The following is a 21393-nucleotide window of genomic DNA, read 5'->3' on the forward strand; positions in this document are numbered from 1 at the left end:
ATGGTCGGCACCATGAAAACCAACTGGCCACCGGAAACCATGAACGAAAAGGGCGGTCGAGAAGACTGTTCAGTCGCTCCCTCAAGGTTATGAGCGGCTATCTTCCATCACCAAAAGGTTGGATCGCGGTTCTCGTGGTTGTTTTTACGCTCTTCGATATTCCGACTAGGTTCACTGGCATCTCAGGACGACCGAGTTTGGTCCCGGTGCAGACTTGGATTGTGGTAAGCATCGCCTTGGTTGGTTGCGTGGTTGCCTGTTTGTTTGCCGCCGTACGCGGCCGACGTCCGGACCAGGTCGCGGGGGCATTGGCAGGGCTAGTTACCTTATGGATGATTGTCATGATTATTCGAGTGGCATTTGCTTGAAGGCCGCGCTGCCGTTACAACCCAATGCCGCTGCGGGCCAGCGCGGTGCTAACGCCTCGCTGCTGTGGCTGCCTTCAATTTGGCGATGAACACCTTGAAGAACTCCGTATTGTAATCGTGCCAGGTGCCGCAGCTCACCAGATTGCCGTCCACCACACATGATTTTGCAACGTACTCCCCGCCAAACTGGGTGACATCGAGCGCGCACTTGCTCACCGTGGTCATCTTGCGCCCCCCCTTGAGGACGCCCGCCGCCGCGACAATTTCCACCCCGTGGCACACCACGGCCACCGGTTTGTTTTGCTCGAAGAAATGCCGGGTGATGCGCAGGAGGTCCTGATCGTAACGCAAATATTCGGGGGCGCGTCCGCCGGAAACAAACAGGCCCGCATACTCCTCGGGCTTCACATCGCGAAAGGCAATGTCAGCCTTGATATGGTACGCGGGCTGCTCGCGGGTAATGTCCCACGGCACATCGGCGTTGGGCGGCACTTCATGCGCGACGCCGTTGTAGAGGCGCGCCTCGGGCCCGGCCACTACGACTTGAAATCCATCCTCCGGCAGACGAAAGAACGGGTAAAGCGTATCCATCATTTCCGTGGCATCACCAATGGGCATTAAAACTTTGGGCAATGGCATATTCTGATTCTCCGGGTTCCGGGGGGTGGTTTGCGTGGACGGCTCGCGTGCGTTCAGCAAGTACGGTGCCGCCTTGACTCCGGCGGCCGCCGTAACAGCTAATTGCAAAAACTGACGCCGATCCGTGCGATACATAACCTCCGCAGTCTGTCAGGGATTATGGCGGGTTCAAGGCTTTTTTCGGCAGGGGATGAAATCGCGATTACGCTGTGGAGCATGCGGCGGAACTCCAATCCAGGGGATCATGAATTATGGCATGGGCAAGCGAAACCAAAAGGTGCTGCCGTGACCAACGCGGCTCGTCAGACCAATGGTCCCGCCATGGGCTTCGACCGCCATTTTGCAGAACGTTAGCCCCAAGCCGGTGCCGAAGCGGCGTTTATCGTCGCCAGCCTGGCCAAATTTCTCAAAGATTTTCTGGTGCCAAGGGGCAGGGATTCCCGGCCCATTATCCACAATGGAAAACTGGACCGACTGCGGTTCCACTTTAACGCTCACGGTGATTTGCCCATGCGGCGGCGTGTGCTTCATCGCGTTGGCAATCAAGTTTTCCATGACTCGCGCAATGAGCCCGCCATCCATCCGGACGAGGATCGGGGTGTCTGGCGCATCGAGGCACAGCCCGCGTCCGCGTCTTAGCGCTGACATTTTCTCCATGACCTGCCGGGTCAGGGCCGCCAGATCGTGTTCCGCCTTGTCCAACGGCATTTCCCCCGCTTCCATCCGGCTCACATCCAGCAGCGAGCGGGTCATTTCCAATACATTTTGCGCCGCCTCACGCGCCGCTTGAATATGATGCTTGCCGTCTGCGGAGAGTCGCGCCGCGTCGGTGAAACTCAATAGTTCCAAGTACCCATCCACCACCAACAGCGGCGTGCGCATATCATGCACGATCATGTGGGTCAGATTGTCCCGCAAGGCCTCGAGATGCTTGAGCCGCTCGTAACTGGTCTGCACCTGTTCGTTACGATGCTCCAATTCGAGCTGTAACCGGTGCAAGCGCAGGTGGGTGCCCACCCGGGCGGCGACCTCGGAAAGCTGGAATGGCTTGGTGATGTAATCCACCCCCCCTGCCTCAAAGGCGCGAATTTTGTCCGCAGTGGCATCCAGGGCGCTGATGAAGATAATCGGGATATTGGACAGCCGCGGATTGGCCTTGAGTTGCTGGCAAACCTCGAAGCCATTCAGGTCCGGCAAGCCAATATCCAACAGGATCATATCCGGTGGCGATGCTTGCGCCGATTGAAGTGCGAGTGCGCCACTGGCCGTAATTAAAACCTCATACCCCGAGGCTTTTAACATGCTCGCGAGGATTTGCGCCACATCACTTGAGTCATCCACGACCAAAATGGTTGCGTTCATTGTATGTGTCACGTTAGCTTGCATTACTTGACAAGAATATAGTTCACAACGGCCAGCCGTCCAATTTTAACAGTAGCTTTCGATGCGCCGCTGAGAAAGGAAGGGACTCCAATTCCCGCCGCGCCACCCAGCGCCAATCCGGCCCGCTCGGGAAATCACTCACTTGGAGGATCCCGCGAAACGCTTCCAAGCGCAGACGGTAGCGGGTGATGGAATGGGCGGTATTTGCCACCTTGGCAAGATTGCGAAGCTGAAAACCGGACTGTTGCAGGACGAATGGCGCATCAATCACCGCCTTGGGTGCCGCCTCAAATTCAGGGAATTGCCAAAAGCCGTCATTTACCCCGCCAGCGGGCCGCCGATGGATTAAAAGTCTGCCCTTGCGTGCCAATAGCAAGACGATGTGGCGGCGCTGGATCGGCTTGGCTCGGACCGGAATGGCGGGCAGTTGGTCGGTCAAGCCGTGTTGGCAGGCGAGACACTGCGGCTGGATGGGACACGCCGAACACTGCGGCTGGCGCGGCGTGCAAACCAGTGCGCCCAACTCCATCAACGATTGGTTCAGAAACGAATGGCAGTTCGCCAGCGGCAACTCTGGCCCCACACTGCGAAACTTGCCAGCAGCGTTGACCAATTGCCCGGCCAGTCCCCAAAGCGTTAGCTGGACAGCGCGTTTCGCTGGATCACCCCGCAGGCAAAACACCCGGGCCAACACACGGATTACGTTGCCATCCAGGATGGGCACAGGTTGGTTGAAGGCGATGCTGCAAATCGCACCCGCCGTGTAACGACCAATACCGGGCAGCGCGAGAATGGCTTCGTAGTTCTCAGGGAATCTGCCGCCATGTTGTTCCATGATGCAGCGCGCCGCCTTCTGCAAATTGCGCGCCCGGTGATAATATCCCAGCCCCTCCCATAGTTTCAAAACCCGGTCCGGTTCGGCTTCCGCCAGCGCCCGCACCGTCGGCAATTCCCGTAACCAGCGTTCCCAATACGGGATGACGGTCTTGACCTGGGTTTGCTGCAGCATCACCTCGGACACATAGACACAATACGGGTCCGTGGTTCGCCGCCAAGGTAAATCCCTGGCGTGTTTGGGATACCATTTAAGCAGTCTCGAAACGATTGCGGCGATTGTTCGTTGGTGCGGCATCACGCGTACCAAATACAATAACCAGCAACATCTGGCAACATTTACTGCCCGAGGTTTACGGCAACCGCAACCGGTAAAAGCGCCGGGTGGGAGCGGCGTCCATGGCATCCTTGAAGGGATTGGCCCGGCTGCCGGGCGAACCTTAGCGGGCGGTGAGGCGGTAGAAGCAGCGGGGGGCGGCGTTGGTCAGCGTGGTGGTGATCCGGTTGCCGTTGGTGGCCCAGGTGATGGCGGGCTCATTCGTCCATGCGCCGGTCGGGGAGGGCGCGCTCTGCACCGTCCACACCACGTCCGATTGGTTCGTCACGCTCAAGGTGATCCCCCGGCCCACCGCGCCGCTAGCCATCCGGCTCGCTACTGGGATAGGTGGGACGGTGAAGGGATACTCGATAACGGCTCCCCCCGAAGTGCCAACCTTTTGAGCAGCGTAAATACATCCAACTCCAAAAGCCATATCCTGACCGGTCCCATTACCGTTCAAGGCAAAAAGAGTGTGCAACGTTCCATCCGGATAATAACTCCTGAATGAGGTGGGCGTACAAAACCCCAGCAACACCTGATCCAGGTTGGTGCCGCCGGGGCGCAGCACCCAATCCCCGCCGGTGACGCCGACGACGTTGGACAGGGACATGATGGGTGTGAGCGCACTGGTGGCCACATTCTGGGCGTACACCGTGCCGTTGGCCCCGAGCAACTGGTAGTTCACCCCGCCCAGCGTCAGCACCGCCCCCAGCACCACGGGGGAGGGGCCGGTGGAATTGATAATTCCAATCCCGTTACCGTCTTTGTCGAAATGGGTCACGCCGCTACCCAACACATTCACCCCGCCATTCACCCCCGCCCCGGCGTCCACGATGCCGCTACCGGCGCTAAAGCTCCCCACCGACGTCCCGTTGGTGTCGTAAAGGGAAACGCCGATGGAACTGGTCACGGCAATCAGGCCATTGGTGAGGTAGGCAATGCCCGTGGGGGCGTAGCCGAAGGAGATGGTCACCTGCGCCGGGGCCTTGGGCACCAGCGCCGCCGCCAGCCCACCCGCCAGCAGGAGGCGGAGGAGCAGGCGCACCCGGCCCCCGTGGCCGGAGGCGAGCGCATGATGTCTGCCAAGCATACGCCCACCCTTACCGCGCCCAGCGGCATAGGGCAAGCCTTTTTGGAATTCGGAATGCGGAATGCGGAATTAAGGGTTGCGGCGCAGAGCCAATGCACGCGCCAACATTTTTGGAGTACGGCGGCAAGGTGGGGGGAAGGGGCCGCGACGCCGTTTTGGATCAGCGCGCCCAAGCCTTGGAGTTTCTCACCCCATTCGCGCCACGGGAGCCTGCGGGTGTTGCCATCCAGCAGATTTCCCTGCGGCCCGGTCCGGGTTGTGTCCGGCGCAGAGTTCTGCCCCGCACCCCGTGGTGTCCGGAGGCCGCGCGCTCCCATGGCAGGTTTCCGTGCGTCGCTCCGGACGTTTGCGCAACGGGTGGCGCATTCGGCGCAGTGGGTCCGGCAAATTCGCGGGGCGGGCGTGGATTTCCCGCGTGCGGCTCGGATTTTTTCGTCACCCATGGCGCTTTTTGGCCGTCCCATACGGGGTTTTTCGCGGCCAGTGGTGTATTGCTGGGCGCCAGTATTTCATTTTCCCCGGCTAGCGCCGCATTTTCCGGTGCCAGGAAACCATTTCCCCCGGCCCGCGTTTCATTTCCCCCGCCGGGATTTGGTTTCCCCCCGCCAGGAAATCATTTCTGCGCGCCGGGATTCCATTTCCCCCTGCCAGGATTTCATTTTCCCCCGGCGGTATTTCATTTCCCCCTGCCAGGATTTGATTTACCCCAGCCGGGAAATGAAATCCCCCTACCGGGAAATGGTTTTTGCGGACACAAATTTCCGCCAAAATCACGCAAAAAACGGGTACCAGACCGCAAATGCCCGTCCCGCAGTCTCCCGGCGGGTGTTTGGGCACGGGGAATGCGTTGATGCTCGCGGGGCGCGTTGCGGGGCGGCTGGCTGACCGGAACAGGATCGCGCTGATGCTGGCCAATGTCACGGCCTCGGACGCCCATGGGATGGCGGATGGTCGCCGCCTGGCGCGGCGGTGGTTCGGGTCAACGCAGCCAGCGGATGCGGTAGTATTTGTGCGGGTAGCCCAGCAGGTCGAGGTCGTGAAGCTGGATGGCGTTGGTGGTGGTGCTGTTGGTTTCCAGGAGCAGATGCCAGTCGCGCCGGGTCCGGTTGTCGCTGGGATGTTTAATGTGGTACGTGTGTACAGGCGCGTTTTGACACGGCCCCTCCTACTCGACCGAAATTTCTGCAACAATTTCATTTTGGGTGTTCGCCGGTGCTTTCTGGTGGTTTCCGGTGCGCTCCCAGGCCCATGATGCCCGCCAAACATTTTCGTTTTTTGGTTATTGCTTTCCGGGCAGGCCGCCTATACTCAGCGCCATTATGGATATATTGGTAGCCACTTTGTGCGACGCGGCCACGGATTCGCAGGGTAAACTGAACATCCTGGGCACGTTCGACACCATCAACGCCGCGCAAATGCCGGCGGTACACCCGCAATGTTCGGTCGCGCTGCGGATGGTGTTCAACAAGATGGAGGAGGGGGAGCACAAGGTGCGCCTGAATTTTGTGGATGAGGATGGCAAATCGGTAATGCCGCCCATTGAGATGCCGGTGGCGGTGGAAGTGCCAGACGAAGCGTTGTTTATTTCCCGCAACTTTATCGTCAACATTCAGCATTTGAAATTCGAGAAGCCGGGTTTGTACTCGGTGGACGTGGCTTTGGATGGCGACCAAAAAGAAAGCATCCCGCTGCTGGTGCGGCATGTGCAGTCGCCAGCCCAAAGCACCGAGCAGCAACCGTGGGAAAAACCGCAGGAATAACCGCTCAGACCATGGCTTTCAAAGATTTCCCCAATCAGGAACAGGTCGTCACACTGCTCCAGCGCAGCTTGGAACGCGGACGCTTGGGTCATGCCTACCTGTTCATCGGCCTGGAACTTGGCGTGCTGGAAACCATGGCGCGCACCCTGGCCAAAACCCTCAATTGCCAAAACCCGCCTCATCGCGGTGCGACCGGGCTGGCTACCGATTGTTGTGATCATTGCCTCACTTGCCGCAAGATCAACGAGGACCTGCACGCCGACATCCATTGGATTCGGCCCGAGTCCAAAATGCGCCAGATTTCGGTGGACCAAATCCGCGAGTTGATGGGGACGGTGAACCTGAAGCCGACGGAGGCGGAATTCAAGGTGTCAGTGCTGGTGGCGGCGGATCGGCTGAACGTGAGCGCCGCTAATGCTTTCCTGAAAACCCTGGAGGAACCGCCGGCCAACTCCATCCTGATTCTTCTCAGCACGGAGCCGCAACGCCTCCTCGAAACCATTCTTTCCCGCTGTCTGCGCCTGACCTTTGCGGCGGGTAGCGCGGTGCAGACGGACGCAAAAACCCTGACGTGGCTGGGACAGTTTGTGGCCGAAGCTGCGCAGGGCAACCGCAGCCTGCTGGGGCGCTACAAATTGCTTGCGCTGCTGGTCCAGCGCCTGGGCGAGATGAAAGCGGAGATTCAGGAGACGCTTACCGCCCGATCCCCGATCCAGAAATATGAGGAAGCGGAACCCGGCTTGGTGGAAAAGTGGGAGCGGGAACTGTCGGCGGCGGTGGAATCGGAATACCGCCGGCAACGCATGGAATTGCTGGCGGTGTTTGAATGGTGGATGCGCGATGTCTGGCTGCTCACGCTGGGCGCCGCTGAGGGTTTGTTCACGTTCCCCCAATTTTCCAGCCAGTCGGAGATCGTGGCCAAACGCATCCAGGCCCGCGAGGCGCTGGAAAATCTCGACGAAATCGAGCGCACCCAACGCCTGCTTCACACCAACGTGCAAGAGGCCCTGGCGCTGGAAGTGGGGTTGCTGAAACTCAAGCTCTAGCCCGCCATGCCGGGAAAACCCGACACCTCTCCACTTGCCCCGCCGTCGCCATCATCCATGGAACGCGTCGCCGCCCAACTCCTCGGGTTGCTGGCGGGGGTTATCCTGGTGAAACTCGGTAATCCGGTAATTTTCTCCGATCAACTTCAGGCACCCGGGAATTTTTTTGAATGGTGTTTCATGTCCTGGCCGCCGGGGTGGAGTTTCTGGATGCTGGCACTGGCCATGCTCGTCAGCCTGCCCCTGTGGCGTTGGAAAACCAATGTGCCCGCCTGGCTGCTGGGGTTGCCGCTGCTCTGGTTGGGCTGGCAATGGGTTGCCGCGCGTTGGTCGGTGGATGCGCGGTTGACCGCCAAAGTGCTGCCGCATTTCGCCGCCTGCGTGGGCGCATTCTACGTGGGTGTCTTTGCCATGGGCCGGTTGCGACGGGATACACTGTTTTGGGCCGGGTTGCTGGCCGCCTTTGCCTGGGTGCTGTACGAGGGATGGGATCAGCATTTTGGCGGGCTGGCGGCCACGCGCCGCCATTTTGAAACGATGGATTGGAGCCAGGCCCCGCCCGGATTGCGTGTCGCGTGGGAGTCCGCCGGGTTTCGTTACAAAATCATGAGCGACCGGATTTTTTCCACGTTCGTGTATCCCAACGCCCTGGCCGGGGCGATCCTGTTGTTACTGCCGCCCTTGCTGGCCTGGCTGGCGGTGGTCTGGCGCAAACAGATGGCGGCGCTGCTGCTGTTGTTCTTGGCACTCCCCTGCCTGTATTGGTCCGGTTCCAAAGCCGGATGGCTGATCGCGTTGGTGCTGGGGTTGGTCTGGGTGCTACACCTTTCGCTGGGCCGCCGGGCACGGTTGCTGATCGTGGGCGCGGTCTTGCTGGTGGGGGTGACCGCCTTCTTTCTGCGATTCTCGACGTACTTCGCCAAAGGCGCCACCAGTGCCGGCGCGCGGTTTGAATATTGGCAGGCGGCGTGGGGTAATTTCAAAGCGCATCCAGTAGTAGGCTCGGGGCCGGGCACCTTTGGCGCGGTCTATCGCAAAGTGAAATCACCTGGTGCGGAAATGGCGCGGCTGACCCATAATGACTACTTGGAACAAGCCTCGGACTCTGGCGGCATTGGAGGCTTGGCCTATGCGGCGTTCTGGCTGGTGGGGTTGGTCTGGGGTTATCGCAACTGCGCGGCGCAACCCATGCGGCTGGCGATCTGGCTGGGTCTGCTGGGCTGGAGCCTGCAAGGATTCGTGGAGTTTGGCTTGTACATTCCCGCGCTGGCGTGTCCAGCGTTTCTGCTGTTCGGTCTGCTGGCAGGGCAGGAGGAAGAAAAGCAAGTGTTGCCCTTGTCGTTGATCAAAGGGCGAATACCATTACCCGGATGAAAATTAGGCATAACCCAGTGGCGTGCAAATGCAGCGTGTCGAGTGACGGATGGGGAATTGACCAGGCAAATCTTCACCAGAGTGATCACTCGCCTGTCCGCACCTCCAGTTGCGGTCGGAATCAATTACTAAACTCGATATTGGCAATCATTCTGATGGCTGCCGTGCATGGCGTGCTTGGAGACACCATCCATGCTCAGGGCGAGGTCATGGCGTATCCGACCCCGAAGGGAATTGAGGCATCGCCGGATTACCAGGTACGGGCCAACAGCAAAAACATTTTTGTCTATAACACCCCGGTCTTTTCCATGGCCACCTTTGCCTTCAGCGGCGAGGTTGAAGTGGTTCTGGACGTGAAGCGGCCGATCAAACACCCGGTCATTCGGCCACTGGCGCGGGGCATCAAGCCCATCGTGGAGGGGAACACCCTGCGTTTTCGTATCAACCGCCCCTGTAATTTGGCGGTTGAAGTGGATGAAGATCTTCACCGGCCGTTGTTCCTGTTCGCCAACGCGCCCGAGGCAAATGCCCCCAAGGCTGGTGATCCAAACGTTCGCTATTTTGAGGGCGGCAGGATTCATGAGGTTGGCAAAATTGAGTTAAAGGACCATGAAACGCTTTACCTGGCGGGCGGGGCGGTGGTCCGCGGCGTGATTCGCGCCAAAAATGTTTCCGGTGCCCGGATACTGGGCCCCGGTATTCTGGATGCTTCAACGCGCATGAATCAGTCGAAGATGGTGGACTTGACCCGTTGCACGAATATCGAGATCAACGGGGTCATTGTGCTGGGTAGCTATGGGTGGACCGTTGTTCCCCGGCTTTCGGAGGACATCCACTTGCGCAACGTCAAGATTCTCAGTTGGCGGGATAACGACGACGGCTTCGATCCCGATAGTTCCCGGCGCATCACTGTGGACAATTGTTTCTTTCGCACGAAGGACGATTGCATAGCCGTCAAAGCGCATGACAATTCCGGAATGACCGGAACGACCTCCAAAGGGGACCCCAACCTCTTCAACGTGGACGATGTGAAGGTCATGAATTCCATTTTCTGGAGTTCCGAATGGGGTCATGCTTTGACCGTCGGATTTGCCATCCGGGCACCCGCGGTTCGCAATATTTTGTTCAAGAATTGCGACATCATCAAAAAAGAAAAAGGGCCCGCCATGAGCATTGACAACCACGATCTGGGCCTGGTTGAAAATGTTCGTTTTGAAGATATCCGGGTGGAGGATGGCTGCGACAAACTGCTGGCGGTGAAGGTGGCTTTTTCCGAATACAGCGCGGATTGCCCGTTTGAATATTACCGCAATAATGCCGCACGCAAGCCGCCCAAAGGCGAGGCTTGGCTGAACGTGCAGCGGGAAAAGCGTTCCAGCAAACGCGGTCGGGTTCAAAACGTGTGGTTCAAGGATATCCAAATCGCTGGCGACCGTCTGCCGGAGTCGGACATCAGGGGATTCAGCCCGGCGAATGAAGTGGACACGGTGGTGTTTCAAAACGTCACGTTTCAGGGTAAAGTCTTGCAATCGGCCTCGGAAGCGAATCTACGGATCCAAAACGCCACCAATGTCCGGTTTGAAAAGTAAGAGGTGGGTGAAAAATAGGAAATAATCCCCCTGCCATTTTTCCGCCGGAATTTTGGTCAAAAGCAGTCTTGCTCCGGACAAAAGCAGTCTTGCTTTTTCAAAAACAAGTGACGTTTTGGCGGGGTTCTGCATGGGTTATTTGCTAAACCACAGGCACTTACGCATGAAAATTCCAAAAACCGCTATTTTTAGGCCACTTTACTTTAACGGCAGGCGTTAAAGTAACCGCTGGCAGCCCTGCCGGGGTGCGGTTGGGTTTATTGGGCGGCTTTCCGGAGGTCATGCCCCGTTCCCCGCATAGACCGCACCGGGCTGAAAGCCCGTGATGTGATAGCTTGGGGTGAAGCCCCAAGGAAACGATGAACCACCTTGTTACCACCGCCCTGAAAGGGAGGGATGTTCCATTCCATGATTGCCGCCCGCAACGGTGGTACCGCCCTTACAGGGCGGGGCGGTTGGCGGGAAACTTATTCCCGGGCCTTCAGCCCGGGCTATCACCTCACAGGCCTTCGGCCCTTTGTTCCATCCTCACCTTCTCATTGACCCCGCCGCCGCGTTTGCTATGGTTTGGCCCATGCCAAATCGGGATAAACTTGGTGAGTTCACCGCGTGGTGCCAGAAGCACATCAGCGGCGATGAAAAGGGGCAGGCGCAAATCTTCCTCGATCGTCTCTTTCAGGCTTTTGGTCAGGCTGGCTGCCTCGATGTGGGCGGCACCACCGAATTCCGCATCCGCAAGTCCGGCGAGGATGGCGGCGGCACCGCCTTTGCCGATTACGTCTGGAAGCCCGTCGTGCTCATCGAAATGAAGAAGCGCGGCGAGAACCTGCAAAAACATTACCGCCAGGCTTTTGATTACTGGACCCGCCTCGTCCCCAACCGCCCGCGCTACGTCGTCCTCTGCAACTTCGACGAGTTCCGCGTCTATGATTTCGATACGGACCTCGACGCGCCCAAGGACATCCTCAAGCTCACTGAACTGCCGGGGCGCTGGGGTCCGCTGGCCTTCCTGGCCCCCGGTTCGCCCAAGCCCACCTTTGAAAACGACCGCGAGCAAGTCACCCGGCTGGCCGCCGATTGCCTGGCCGAATGCTTCCGCAAACTGGTCAAGCGCGGCGAACCCGTCACCGCCCCCGGCATCCCCAAACATTATCCCGTCGCCAAAACCCTGATCACCAACGACTGCATCCGGCCTTTGGCATAGCAGATATCAAGTTGAACATATGAAGCGACCTAAAAAACCAAAAGTTAAAAGTCAAAATCGCCAGCCAAACCAGAAACAACAAGAAATTAGTTGTTCGGATGATACAATCAGAAGAATTGTAGATAACCTTTTAAAGTCGAGGCTGTTTTGGCTAGAGATTGGTATAGGGATTTTGATAGCAGTAATATTGGGATGTTGGGGGATAACATCTTTTGTTGGTTCAAGTGTTAAAACTTCTATTAAGGATTTTGAGTCCAATACCGTTAGTTCTTTGAACGTAAAGTTACAATCGGAAATTCATACATTTGAAGTTAATGCAAGTAATCGCCTTCAGAAAGGTGACATGATGTTACTGGAAATAGATGCCTCAAGTAGTAACCAAATGGTCAGGCTTAGCAATGCACTTGCGCATTTAGAGACTAATGTAAACATACGTCTGCTAGCTGAGAATTATGAAATGACGAATCGCATTGTTCAATCATTTCAAGAACCAAGAATAAGTAATACGGTGTCCCAGGTGGCCTCAATATACGCTAGAGAACTTATTGGTAAACAGATTCAACCAGAAGTTGATAAATTTAAGACTGATTTGGATGTTTTTCGGAACAAAGCGGATTTGGATATTAAGAAACTTCGTGATGAATTAGCGTTTTCCCTGACAATTTCTAAAGCTTTGGGAGATGATCGCAAAGCGTTCGATGAATTAGCTAAAATCCAAGATAACCCTAATTCTCCAAATCGTGAAATCGCAGTTAAAACGATTATTACCATCATGAGGCAGCTCAGTGAGGCGGCGGTAAATCGCAGAAATGCTATAGACATTTGGGATGGAACAACCAACAATATGACAACCGCCACGTTTGAAAATTTCGTGGATCGCTATTACGATTCATTGGCATCGACTAGACTGCATGTTATTCACCAGTTGTTCTGTCAGGAGAGGTTTCCACTTTACAAAAGGATTTCATTTCTAATCGACGTTATGAAAAAAGAAGAAAGTTTGGTGTGTTTAAACCAGGCTTGCTTTCTATTAAGTCAGACAAAAAGTGATGCAAAATGGAGCATTATTGGTGTTCCCCTTTTCATAGACTGGTGGGAGAAGAATAAAGAGAAAATGTATCAGGAAATGATTGATCAAAAAACACCAAAACAATAACGAGCCATTATCCTGCCGCCAAAACCCTGATTACCGACGACTGCATCCGCCCGCAGGTCCAGGGTGTTACCTTGGTGCCATGATTCGCCTTGCCGCAACACTGAATGTCACGCAACCGATGACTATGAGAACATCCATCTTTACTGTACGTTTATGCGCCTCGATCTTCGGAGTAGCGCTAATGCTGGAGACTGCGGCAGGCGCAGCAGTATCAAGCCCCGGTCGAACGACGATTGAAGCGGTGGAACAGGCCCACGCCAATCTTTGGAATAAGTTTATGGACAAACATGGCGTCATCCTCGACTTCGTTGGTGACCTGTCGACTCCCGAAGACTGCTCCTTGGGCAAACCCAACGCCATTGGCTGGTGGAGCCCGATTGAGGATGGACCGATGTTCACCGGCCTGTACCTCCCGGCCGCGTGTGAACGCGCCCGCCGCAGCGGAGCCCAGGTGGACAAGGACAACGCGCGGCGGCTGGTGCAGGGCCTCCTAAAATGCGCCTCGGTCTCCGATGTGCCGGGCATGATTGTTCGCGGCATGGGCTCGGATGGTAAATGCCACTATCCCCTCGGTTCGGACGACCAAACCCATCCCTGGTTCTATGGATTCCATGCGTATTGCCTGAGCGATCTGCCCACCGCAGCGGAGCGCCAGCAGATTGCCGCGAAGATGCAGGAGGTCGCGAACGTCCTGGAATCCACCGGCTGGAAGTGCCCCTGCGATGGGGCCTTCAAGGGTGATTTCCGGGGGGGCTTTCAAGGGCACCTATTTCGTGACGCCGTCCGTTACCTCTTCATGCTCCGGGCCATGTATGATGTCACGCGTGACAATGTCTGGCTGGAACGCTACCGGAAAGCGCTCGCTGCCCGTCCGCCGGGTAGCGACAAACCCCGCGCTGAAATCTGCGCCATAGGCTACGCCCTGGACCGCGAAGCGATCAAGGGCCTGGATGAGCATGCGCAGTGGATCTATGTCGGCTCGCAAGGTTCGCTGGCAAAACTCATTGCCATGGAAACCGATGGAGCGATCCTCGCCCAATACCGCACCGGTCTTGCCAATAATGTCAAACACTCACTGGTGGTGATCGAGGCGTACCAAAAATTTGATAATCAGGATAAAAAAGTTTTTGGCAGCGCCAACTGGCGGGCTGTCTATTCCACCTGGTTTCCGCAGCCGACGCAGGCGGATGCTAAAAGACTTTCTGATACGGGGGACAAAGCTAAAAAGGGTGAGCGAAAAGAGTATGAGTCCAGATACATGAGAAATCCGCTCGCCGCCGCCGCGATCATCGCCCTCGCCGGAGATGGTACGGGCCGCGAGGCGGTTGAACGCGCCATTTGCCATTACGATTACTCCAAACTGAACATGTCGATATTCTTCTTTGCGGAATGCGCTTATTACGCGCTGCCCAATCATTGAACCACTGCCATGAACATGAAACGCATCGCGGTTTGTATCCCGGCCTTAGCCGCCAGCGCGGTCTGCCTGGTAGCCGGGCCTGTACCTAACGAGGTTTACCAAAAACTTTGGAACGACCCGGCGGTGTCCCGCCGCATCGAGGACGGTATCCGCACTAACCGGATGAGCGAGGTCGTGTTGAAGTTTGCTGGCACCAATGGCCAGTTCATGAGCAACGTGACCGTGCAAGTTGAGCAGACGCGCCATGAATTCCTGTTTGGCGCGAATAGCTTCATGCTCGGAGGTTTCCCAACACCGGCACAAAACCGTCAGTATGAGACCGCGTTTCTGTCGCTGCTCAACTATGCCACCGTGCCGTTTTACTGGTCCGACCTCGAACCGGAACCGGGAAAACCGCGGTTTGCGAAAGACAGCCCACCGATCTACCGTCGGCCGCCGCCAGACGCGGTGGTCGAGTTCTGTCGGCAGCACGGTCTGGCCATGAAGGGCCACCCGCTGGTGTGGCACCAGTGGTATCCCAAGTGGCGCCCCGACGACCCGCAGGACGCCATGACCCGCATTGAACAGCGCATCACGGAAATTGCCGCGCGCTACGGTGGCACCATCCCGCGCTGGGAAGTTGTCAACGAACCGATGGAACGCCAAAAGTATGCGGACAAATGGTGCAATCTGCCCGAGGGTTACGTGCTCCGCTCCTTGCATGTGGCTGCTAAAACGTTCCCTGCGGAGACCCGGTTGATGCTCAACGAGGCCACCACCTTTTCCTGGCTGGAGTTCCAGGGAAAAAAGAGTCCGTATTACCAGTTGATTCGGGAGATGATCGAGGGCGGAGCACGCGTGGACGAAATTGGACTGCAACTGCACATCTTTTCCGAGCAAGCCTGGCAACGAAGTCAGGCCGGCAAGCAGTTCACGCCGACTGACCTGTTCCAAGTGCTCGATCAATACAGCGATTTTCAGCGGCCCCTTCACATCACGGAAATCACCATTCCTGCATTGCCTGATGGGCCTGACGGTGAACGCGACCAAGCTATCGTGGCCCGCAACTTTTATCGGTTGTGGTTCAGCCATCCGCGCGTTGAGGCCATCACTTGGTGGAATCTGGTGGACGGCACTGCCGCCAAGGGCGAGGATAAATGGCACGCTGGCCTCTTGCATCAGGACTTCTCGCCTAAACCTGCCTTCACGGCACTAGATCAATTAATCAACCACGACTGGAGGACGGTGTTCAACACCAACAGCGCAGGATGCAACGAGGTCGCGTTCCGCGGTTTCCACGGTGAGTACAACGTCACGGCGAAATCCGGAGGCAATACGGTAAAACAAACCTTCCGCTTACAAAAAGGCGCACCCAACGAATGGATTATCAAATTCTAGATAATGAAAACCATGAACGCCAATCAAAAAATTAAAACACCTTCATTTCAGAGCTGTAAGTTGGACCGAACATCCTCAGTGAATGTTACGCGGCGGCGGTTCTTGCGCGCAACCTTGGGTACGGCAACAACAGCTTGTTGGGCAGGGAGCGTTCTGTCTTTGCCTGCGGCTGAAGGCGCCGCGGTCAAGCAGAGCGCGCCGCCACTGCTGCCTGATCTCGGCTTGAAAAGCCTTGGTCGGCTCAAACCTCGGGCCGCGCGGGAGATTGCGGCATCGCCACTTTCCATCGGTTTTGAAACCCTGGACCGCCAACTTTTTGATCCGGAGAAAACCTATCCCTACATGGCTCAGTTGGGTGCCAAGTGGGCCCGCTGCCAGGCCGGTTGGGCCCGCACGGAACGGGAGAAGGGCAAATATGATTTTACCTGGCTTGATGCAGTGGTGGACTCCCTCCTGAAAATTGGTGTTCAACCATGGTTTAACCTGAGTTTTGGGAACCCTCTCTATACCCCCGAGGCCGACCCCACGGCGGTCGGCTGGGTTCCCGTCTTCACCGAGGAGGCGCGCGAAGGCTGGCTGAACCATGCCCGGGCGATCTCGCAGCACTTCGCTGACCGGGTCAAACATTGGGAGATTTGGAACGAACCCAACATTACCGACTTTTGGAAACCGGGCAAACCGAACGCCGCGGAATATGTAAAGTTGGTCAAACAGACGGCACCCATCATCCGCGAACGGGTGCCCGGGGCCAAAATTATCGGCGGCGTGTTTTGCACGGTGCCCCGCGCCTATATTCAGGAATGTATGGAAGCAGGGCTCGGGGATGTGATTGACAAATTGTCTTTCCATCCCTACCGGAAGATGCCGGAACAAGGTTACGAGGCGGATGTAAACGCGATGAACACTTTGTTGTCAAAGCACACCCGGGGCCGCGTGAAACTCTGGCAGGGCGAGAACGGCTGCCCCTCTCAATCAGGCGGGTCGGGAGCGCTGGCCGACCTGGATTGGAACGAGACGCTCCAGGCCAAATGGCTGTTGCGCCGTGTGCTATCTGACCTGCGGCTGGGGATCGAACTTACTTCGTATTTCCTGATCGTTGACCTGGTAGGTTATCGCGGCAAAACCAACTACAAGGGCCTGCTGCGCGGCACGGATTATACCCCCAAACCCGCATTCTTCGCCTATCAGAGCCTGGCTACTTTGTTCGATGCCGAGACCCAGCGCACCGAGACCGGAGTCCAGGCAGACGGGGCCGCTCCGGGAACACTTCTGACCGCCAGCTTTGAGCGGCAAGGATTCCCGTTGCATGTGTATTGGATGCCTGCCGATCTGCTCAAGGATTGCGCGCCGAAAAAACTGCAGATCACTGTCCCGGCACCGCTTAAACAGCCGGTCCTGGTTGCCCCGATGACGGGCGAAATATTTGCACTTCAAGCCAGTGCTGGTGAGCCCGGCAAGGTGATTTTCCACGATCTACCCTTGCTGGATCAACCTTTGATTATCACAGACTTGGCGGTGGTGCGCTAGACCATCCGGTGTCAAGTAGCGGGGCGGGAAGCTGTCAAAAGTTCCTCGGTTCGTTTAAACGGTAGCCCACGTTCCCCTCGGAACAACCGATGTAATCGCGCATCGCCCGAACTGGAGGGACGACGGATAATTGCGGGCGCAACCTTGAGTCCCGTCTCTCGACGGGCTCGCCGTCCAACCAGCCAATCTTCCCAAGCCATTGGCTCATGCATGGGAATGGTAGGGATCCCGGATTTGGAGAATTTTAGCTTGTTCATGAATGAGTTGTTTTACGTCGGACCAGTTTGCATAGGCAGGCGTGGACGATAACCGACGCACTTCAGCCCAATCCACTTCAATTTTAATTCGATTCCATGCTTTTCAAATAACTGGGTGCAGAGCGAGGCCAGCATCAATTGCTTGATGGTTCCATCGGTTTCCCGGTGGATTTTCTCCAGCGCAAGCTGCATTGATGGCTCAACCATGCATTTTATCTTAACGGAAACCTGTTTATTTGTCGAATCTTCATTTCAATCCTCTGCGTGGCAAGTTGCCGGACAAACTCGCGGGTTGCTCAAAGACCCCGAATATGGTTGAATGTTGTCATGCAATTAACTGTAACCGGGAAAATCCGCTGCCTTCGCAAGCTTTTTCTGCGATTGCTTGCTATGTTCTGCGCCGGTTCATCCGTTGCCGCTGATGTGGAAACCGCCACAAACAATCTGATCGTTTATGGCCCGGTGCCCGGCCTCCCTCCTTCCGAACACTACGCAGTGCGGGTGCGCCCCGCAGGGACTGCCCAAACTTGGCAAACCACCTTCGTGTTCAAAACCGCCTGCAAGGATTTTGGTCGGGTTACTGGCCGGAGTGAGCCGGAAAAAGTTTGAGCGGCTGGAGCCATTCCTATGTGAATTTCGAGACGGACGGACCGGTGGAGGTGGAAATTTCCAAAGTAACCGGCGGAGGGATTCGTAAGGCCAACGTCCATCCCGTGCGTTTTGGTTCGAATGTTTTTCTCCAGGGTGGCAAAGCTTTCTGTACCCTGGCCAAGCCCTGTCTGGTGGCGGTGGATATCGATGGGGCGATGGATGACCCGCAAACCAACACTACGCCACGACATGCGCTCTCCATCTTCGCCAATCCCATCTTCAAGAATAAGCCGCGACTGGGAGATCCGACGGTGTATGCCGTCAAACCCGGCCAGAAGCCTGCCACAAATGGCATGTGGAAAACCCTTTACTTTCTGCCCGGCGTGCATGACGTCGGCCTTAACTATCCCCTGCACGCCAACAAAAACTATTATATCCCGGGGGATGCCATAGTTTATGGCACCCTCCAAGGAAAAGGAGGGCATGACATCCGGTTTTTTGGCTGCGGAACCATTTCAGGAGATCGTCTGCCTCACCCGTCTGTGCTAAAGCTAAGCTGGCCGAAAACGGCTGACTACACCCCCCTCTCGATAGGCGAGCCCTATGCCTCCACGGTCGAAGGCATCACCATTGCGAACCCGGCCTATTGGGCCTGCATGTTGCACGCCCCGAATACCGATGCCAAACGCCCCACGCTGGTGCATTGGGTGAAGATCATTGGTTGGCGGGGTAACACGGACGGCTTTGGCACCCAGGCCAATTCGGTGGTCGAGGACTGCTTCATCCGCACTCAGGATGACGTCATCTATCCAGCGGGCTTGGGCATTCGCCGCCTGGTCATTTGGAACGACGTTAATGGCTCAGCCTTCCTGCTCACCAGTCTATCGGCGCAAAAAGGCCGGCCTTTGGTTGTGGAGGATTGCGATGTGATTTATGCCAGGCAGAGCTGGCATGACGGTGGTAATGGCGGCCGGATTTTCAACATGCGCGGAGAAGGTGGCGGAGAAGCCGGACGCGAGGTCATTTTCCGGAATATTCGCGTGGAGGATCCCTGGCCGACGCAACAAGCTTTCCTGATCCAGATGGCCACTGAGAAGCCCTACGCCTGGCCGGAGCCCAAGACGCGCAAACCGGGCGACCTAACCGGCATCCTTTTTCAGAATATTCAAATCGCGGCACCAAGCATCTACGGGCAACTCAATATTCTCTGGGGTGGTCCTGAGTGCAAGATCCGCGATCTGACGTTCGACAACGTCACCATCGGCGGGAAGAAGCTGCAGTCGCTTCAGGATTTTAAAACCAACAAATATGTGGAGAATATCCATTTCAAATGAAGCGATTCCTTGACCGGCCGACGTCCGCCCTGGCTCCTGTGCTTTGGGGAGCGGACCATGACTGCGTTTGCACTGGGACGCGAACCGTAATGAATGGAGAAACCATGATTCTCAATCCATACCGGATCCTCGTTTGTACCCTGGTATTGCTCGTGCTCTTCGCTGGTGGAATTGCTCCGGCCGCGGGCTCTGTCGCGAAAACCAACACCCTCTATTACCCCGCCTCCGGCCAAGCGTACATCATACAGCTATCCAGCAGCGTCGCACCAGTGCTGCCCGGGAATTATGATGACCTGCTGCGCTTTCATTATTATGGCATTTGTTGGGCTCGCCAAATTGATGAAGGCCTGCAATTTGCCCGCCAAATGGGCTATGCCTACGTCTTTCACAAAAGCGGCATGGAAAAGAGCCCCTTGGCCGCGGACTTCTATTTCTATTTAGAAACACCGGAGTATATGGCCTATAACTACTTGAAGGTTGATCGGACCGTTTCCGAGAATAAACAATATACCCCAGCCCAAATCAACACCTACCAGCAGTACTTTGCCCTCAAAGACACCACGTCCCCTTTTCCCAAGAACCTGGTTCCCGGCTGGCCAAGCAAAGACGGCGGTTTCTGTGTCGAACCGGATTATCAACAACAACGGGTCATTGATTATTTTTCCGAAAAGGTCATGGCCATCGCCGCCAAGGTAGAGAAAAAAGAAAAACGGTTTCTGTTTGGCGGATTGGCTTGGGATGTGCCGGAAGTCGGCGGGCTTTTCTACGCTAACGGCAAACCGAAACCGCTCTCCTACTGGACCAAAACGGATTCGACCGCGCTATTTGCCGGAACGACTCATCAATACCAGACCTACAACGAGGGGAAAGTGGCGTATTTCAATACCGTTAAGCAAGCGGCCATGACACAATTTCCGGGACGCAAACTGGGCTTTATCTTTGAACCCTATCCGATTTATCACTGGATTGCTGACCTTGCGAAGTTGGACGTTGCCACCCAAACCAAATTGTTTGCCCAGGCCTTGATCGCTCAGGAGTCGGGCAACACACCCTGGTCCACCGGAACTGAATTTGTGGATGATCCCCGCATTTTCAAATCCGGCTTGCTGGCGAAAACTCAGATGGGGTCCGACACCCCGGATAACCATGACCTATATAATAACCTGACCTTTGCCAGCAAAGCGGCGATCAATGGCGCTTGGTTCAATTGGTTTGGCCGTATCAGCGGCTCGGGCGACAAAGTGCCCATGCGCGAGATCAGCGAAGTGCCCAACTGGCTGCAATTGATCCGGGTCGTGGCCAATTGGGACAATCTGAACGGCATCCCGCTGTCCAGCCGTGCGTTGAGCGGAACAACTTACACCAGTACCAACAGCCGGATGGATGAAAACATCATTTATTCCCGGCAACCCAAGACGCAAAAACTGTTTGTGGTATTTCTCAATAAAGCCGGAGAGATCACCATGAATCCCGGCGAAAAGATCGTGTCCGTGAAACGCGTGGATTCATTGTTTCGTGAAACGGTGAATGCCGTCGGCGACCTGACCACGTCGGGAAACAAAATCAAACTTTCATCTAGACAATAGCAAGAATAAATGAAATCAAAAGCCAATGAAAACCAACACTAGATTCCTCGTGCCAGTTCTTTATTTCATCCTGTTAGCGCACGTCGCTCAGGCACAGAGCCAGGTCAAAATCCAACCGGCTTTTGCCAAGGCGTTGACGTTTTCCTCCGTTACCAATGGTTTCAAATACGAGCTAACGTTTCCTGAACGACTCAATATTGCCTCGTTCCTGGGGATCTCGGCGGTCATCAGCAACCATGGCCCCGGCGTTTTGCGATTGGAAGCCTATCTCCAAAATAACAGATGGGAGGGCAGTGCCGTGTATCCTGAACCGGGGGAAGCGAAAACGCTCGAGATTGTCATTAAACGGACCATGAAAGAGGGGGGAAAACTCTTTCCTGGGATGCGAGCTTTCCCAGGTTGGGATTTTGATGCGGCTCCTTTCAATCCAGCCAAAATTGAAAAAATGACCTTTAGAGTCTATACAAAAGATCGTGCGAGTCTCACTGTCTCCAGCATAAACTTCTTCGGCGAGCTTACTATCATTATGTAGAAGGTGC

At 56.1% G+C, this 21393-nt stretch carries 19 protein-coding genes; 14 read left to right on the top strand and 5 right to left on the bottom strand.

Annotated features, from left to right (window positions below; genetic code table 11):
- Positions 1 to 368 (top strand): hypothetical protein (locus WCO56_15885; protein ID MEI7731057.1); only part of this gene is annotated, 368 nt, incomplete at its 5' end.
- 48 nt (positions 369 to 416) lie between these two features.
- Here WCO56_15885 and WCO56_15890 read toward each other — a convergent pair.
- From WCO56_15890 to WCO56_15905, 4 genes are all read right to left on the bottom strand, one after another.
- Positions 417 to 1007 (bottom strand): DJ-1/PfpI family protein, encoded by a 591-nt coding sequence (locus WCO56_15890; GenBank protein ID MEI7731058.1) that lies wholly within the window; start codon positions 1005 to 1007, stop codon positions 417 to 419.
- Positions 1008 to 1256: 249 nt separating this feature from the next.
- The gene (locus WCO56_15895; protein MEI7731059.1) at positions 1257 to 2369 is read right to left on the bottom strand and encodes a hybrid sensor histidine kinase/response regulator; all 1113 of its coding nucleotides are present in this window, start codon (positions 2367 to 2369) and stop codon (positions 1257 to 1259) included.
- A gap of 43 nt (positions 2370 to 2412) precedes the next feature.
- Complete coding sequence (gene mutY / locus WCO56_15900; protein MEI7731060.1) at positions 2413 to 3522, bottom strand: A/G-specific adenine glycosylase; 1110 nt, start codon at positions 3520 to 3522, stop codon at positions 2413 to 2415.
- A gap of 142 nt (positions 3523 to 3664) precedes the next feature.
- Positions 3665 to 4633 (bottom strand): hypothetical protein, encoded by a 969-nt coding sequence (locus WCO56_15905; GenBank protein ID MEI7731061.1) that lies wholly within the window; start codon positions 4631 to 4633, stop codon positions 3665 to 3667.
- Between the two features lie 745 nt (positions 4634 to 5378).
- Here WCO56_15905 and WCO56_15910 point away from each other — a divergent pair.
- The 10 genes from WCO56_15910 to WCO56_15955 all read left to right on the top strand — a co-directional run bounded on the left by WCO56_15910 (position 5379) and on the right by WCO56_15955 (position 17086).
- On the top strand, positions 5379 to 5885 hold the full coding sequence (locus WCO56_15910) for a hypothetical protein (protein ID MEI7731062.1): 507 nt from the start codon (positions 5379 to 5381) through the stop codon (positions 5883 to 5885).
- A gap of 67 nt (positions 5886 to 5952) precedes the next feature.
- Entirely contained in the window at positions 5953 to 6393 is a 441-nt protein-coding gene (locus tag WCO56_15915; protein MEI7731063.1) for a hypothetical protein, read from the top strand.
- 11 nt (positions 6394 to 6404) lie between these two features.
- Positions 6405 to 7439 (top strand): DNA polymerase III subunit, encoded by a 1035-nt coding sequence (locus WCO56_15920; GenBank protein MEI7731064.1) that lies wholly within the window; start codon positions 6405 to 6407, stop codon positions 7437 to 7439.
- 57 nt (positions 7440 to 7496) lie between these two features.
- The gene (locus WCO56_15925; GenBank protein ID MEI7731065.1) at positions 7497 to 8813 is read left to right on the top strand and encodes an O-antigen ligase family protein; all 1317 of its coding nucleotides are present in this window, start codon (positions 7497 to 7499) and stop codon (positions 8811 to 8813) included.
- 155 nt (positions 8814 to 8968) lie between these two features.
- Positions 8969 to 10402 carry a glycosyl hydrolase family 28 protein gene (locus WCO56_15930; GenBank protein ID MEI7731066.1) on the top strand — a complete coding sequence of 478 codons (1434 nt, stop codon included), beginning with the start codon at positions 8969 to 8971 and terminating at the stop codon, positions 10400 to 10402.
- 574 nt (positions 10403 to 10976) lie between these two features.
- Entirely contained in the window at positions 10977 to 11606 is a 630-nt protein-coding gene (locus WCO56_15935; protein ID MEI7731067.1) for a type IIL restriction-modification enzyme MmeI, read from the top strand.
- Positions 11607 to 11625: 19 nt separating this feature from the next.
- Positions 11626 to 12762, top strand: coding sequence for a hypothetical protein (locus tag WCO56_15940; GenBank protein MEI7731068.1), 1137 nt, complete (start codon positions 11626 to 11628; stop codon positions 12760 to 12762).
- A gap of 124 nt (positions 12763 to 12886) precedes the next feature.
- Positions 12887 to 14182, top strand: coding sequence for a hypothetical protein (locus WCO56_15945; GenBank protein MEI7731069.1), 1296 nt, complete (start codon positions 12887 to 12889; stop codon positions 14180 to 14182).
- 9 nt (positions 14183 to 14191) lie between these two features.
- Positions 14192 to 15559: an endo-1,4-beta-xylanase gene (locus tag WCO56_15950; GenBank protein MEI7731070.1), complete on the top strand. Its 1368-nt coding sequence runs from the start codon at positions 14192 to 14194 to the stop codon at positions 15557 to 15559.
- Between the two features lie 159 nt (positions 15560 to 15718).
- A complete protein-coding gene (locus WCO56_15955; protein MEI7731071.1) occupies positions 15719 to 17086 on the top strand; it encodes a beta-galactosidase in 1368 nt (455 codons plus the stop codon).
- Positions 17087 to 17355: 269 nt separating this feature from the next.
- Here WCO56_15955 and WCO56_15960 read toward each other — a convergent pair whose 3' ends face one another.
- Positions 17356 to 17550 carry a hypothetical protein gene (locus WCO56_15960; GenBank protein ID MEI7731072.1) on the bottom strand — a complete coding sequence of 65 codons (195 nt, stop codon included), beginning with the start codon at positions 17548 to 17550 and terminating at the stop codon, positions 17356 to 17358.
- A gap of 398 nt (positions 17551 to 17948) precedes the next feature.
- On the opposite strand from WCO56_15960, the gene WCO56_15965 reads away from it, so the two are divergent.
- From WCO56_15965 to WCO56_15975, 3 genes are all read left to right on the top strand, one after another.
- Positions 17949 to 19268: an endo-polygalacturonase gene (locus tag WCO56_15965; protein ID MEI7731073.1), complete on the top strand. Its 1320-nt coding sequence runs from the start codon at positions 17949 to 17951 to the stop codon at positions 19266 to 19268.
- A 104-nt stretch (positions 19269 to 19372) separates the two neighbouring features.
- Positions 19373 to 20854: a hypothetical protein gene (locus tag WCO56_15970; protein MEI7731074.1), complete on the top strand. Its 1482-nt coding sequence runs from the start codon at positions 19373 to 19375 to the stop codon at positions 20852 to 20854.
- Positions 20855 to 20879: 25 nt separating this feature from the next.
- Positions 20880 to 21386 carry a hypothetical protein gene (locus WCO56_15975; protein ID MEI7731075.1) on the top strand — a complete coding sequence of 169 codons (507 nt, stop codon included), beginning with the start codon at positions 20880 to 20882 and terminating at the stop codon, positions 21384 to 21386.
- Positions 21387 to 21393: the final 7 nt, after the last annotated feature.

Source organism: Verrucomicrobiota bacterium (genome assembly GCA_037139415.1).
In the GTDB taxonomy this organism is placed as follows: Bacteria; Verrucomicrobiota; Verrucomicrobiia; order Limisphaerales; family Fontisphaeraceae; genus JBAXGN01.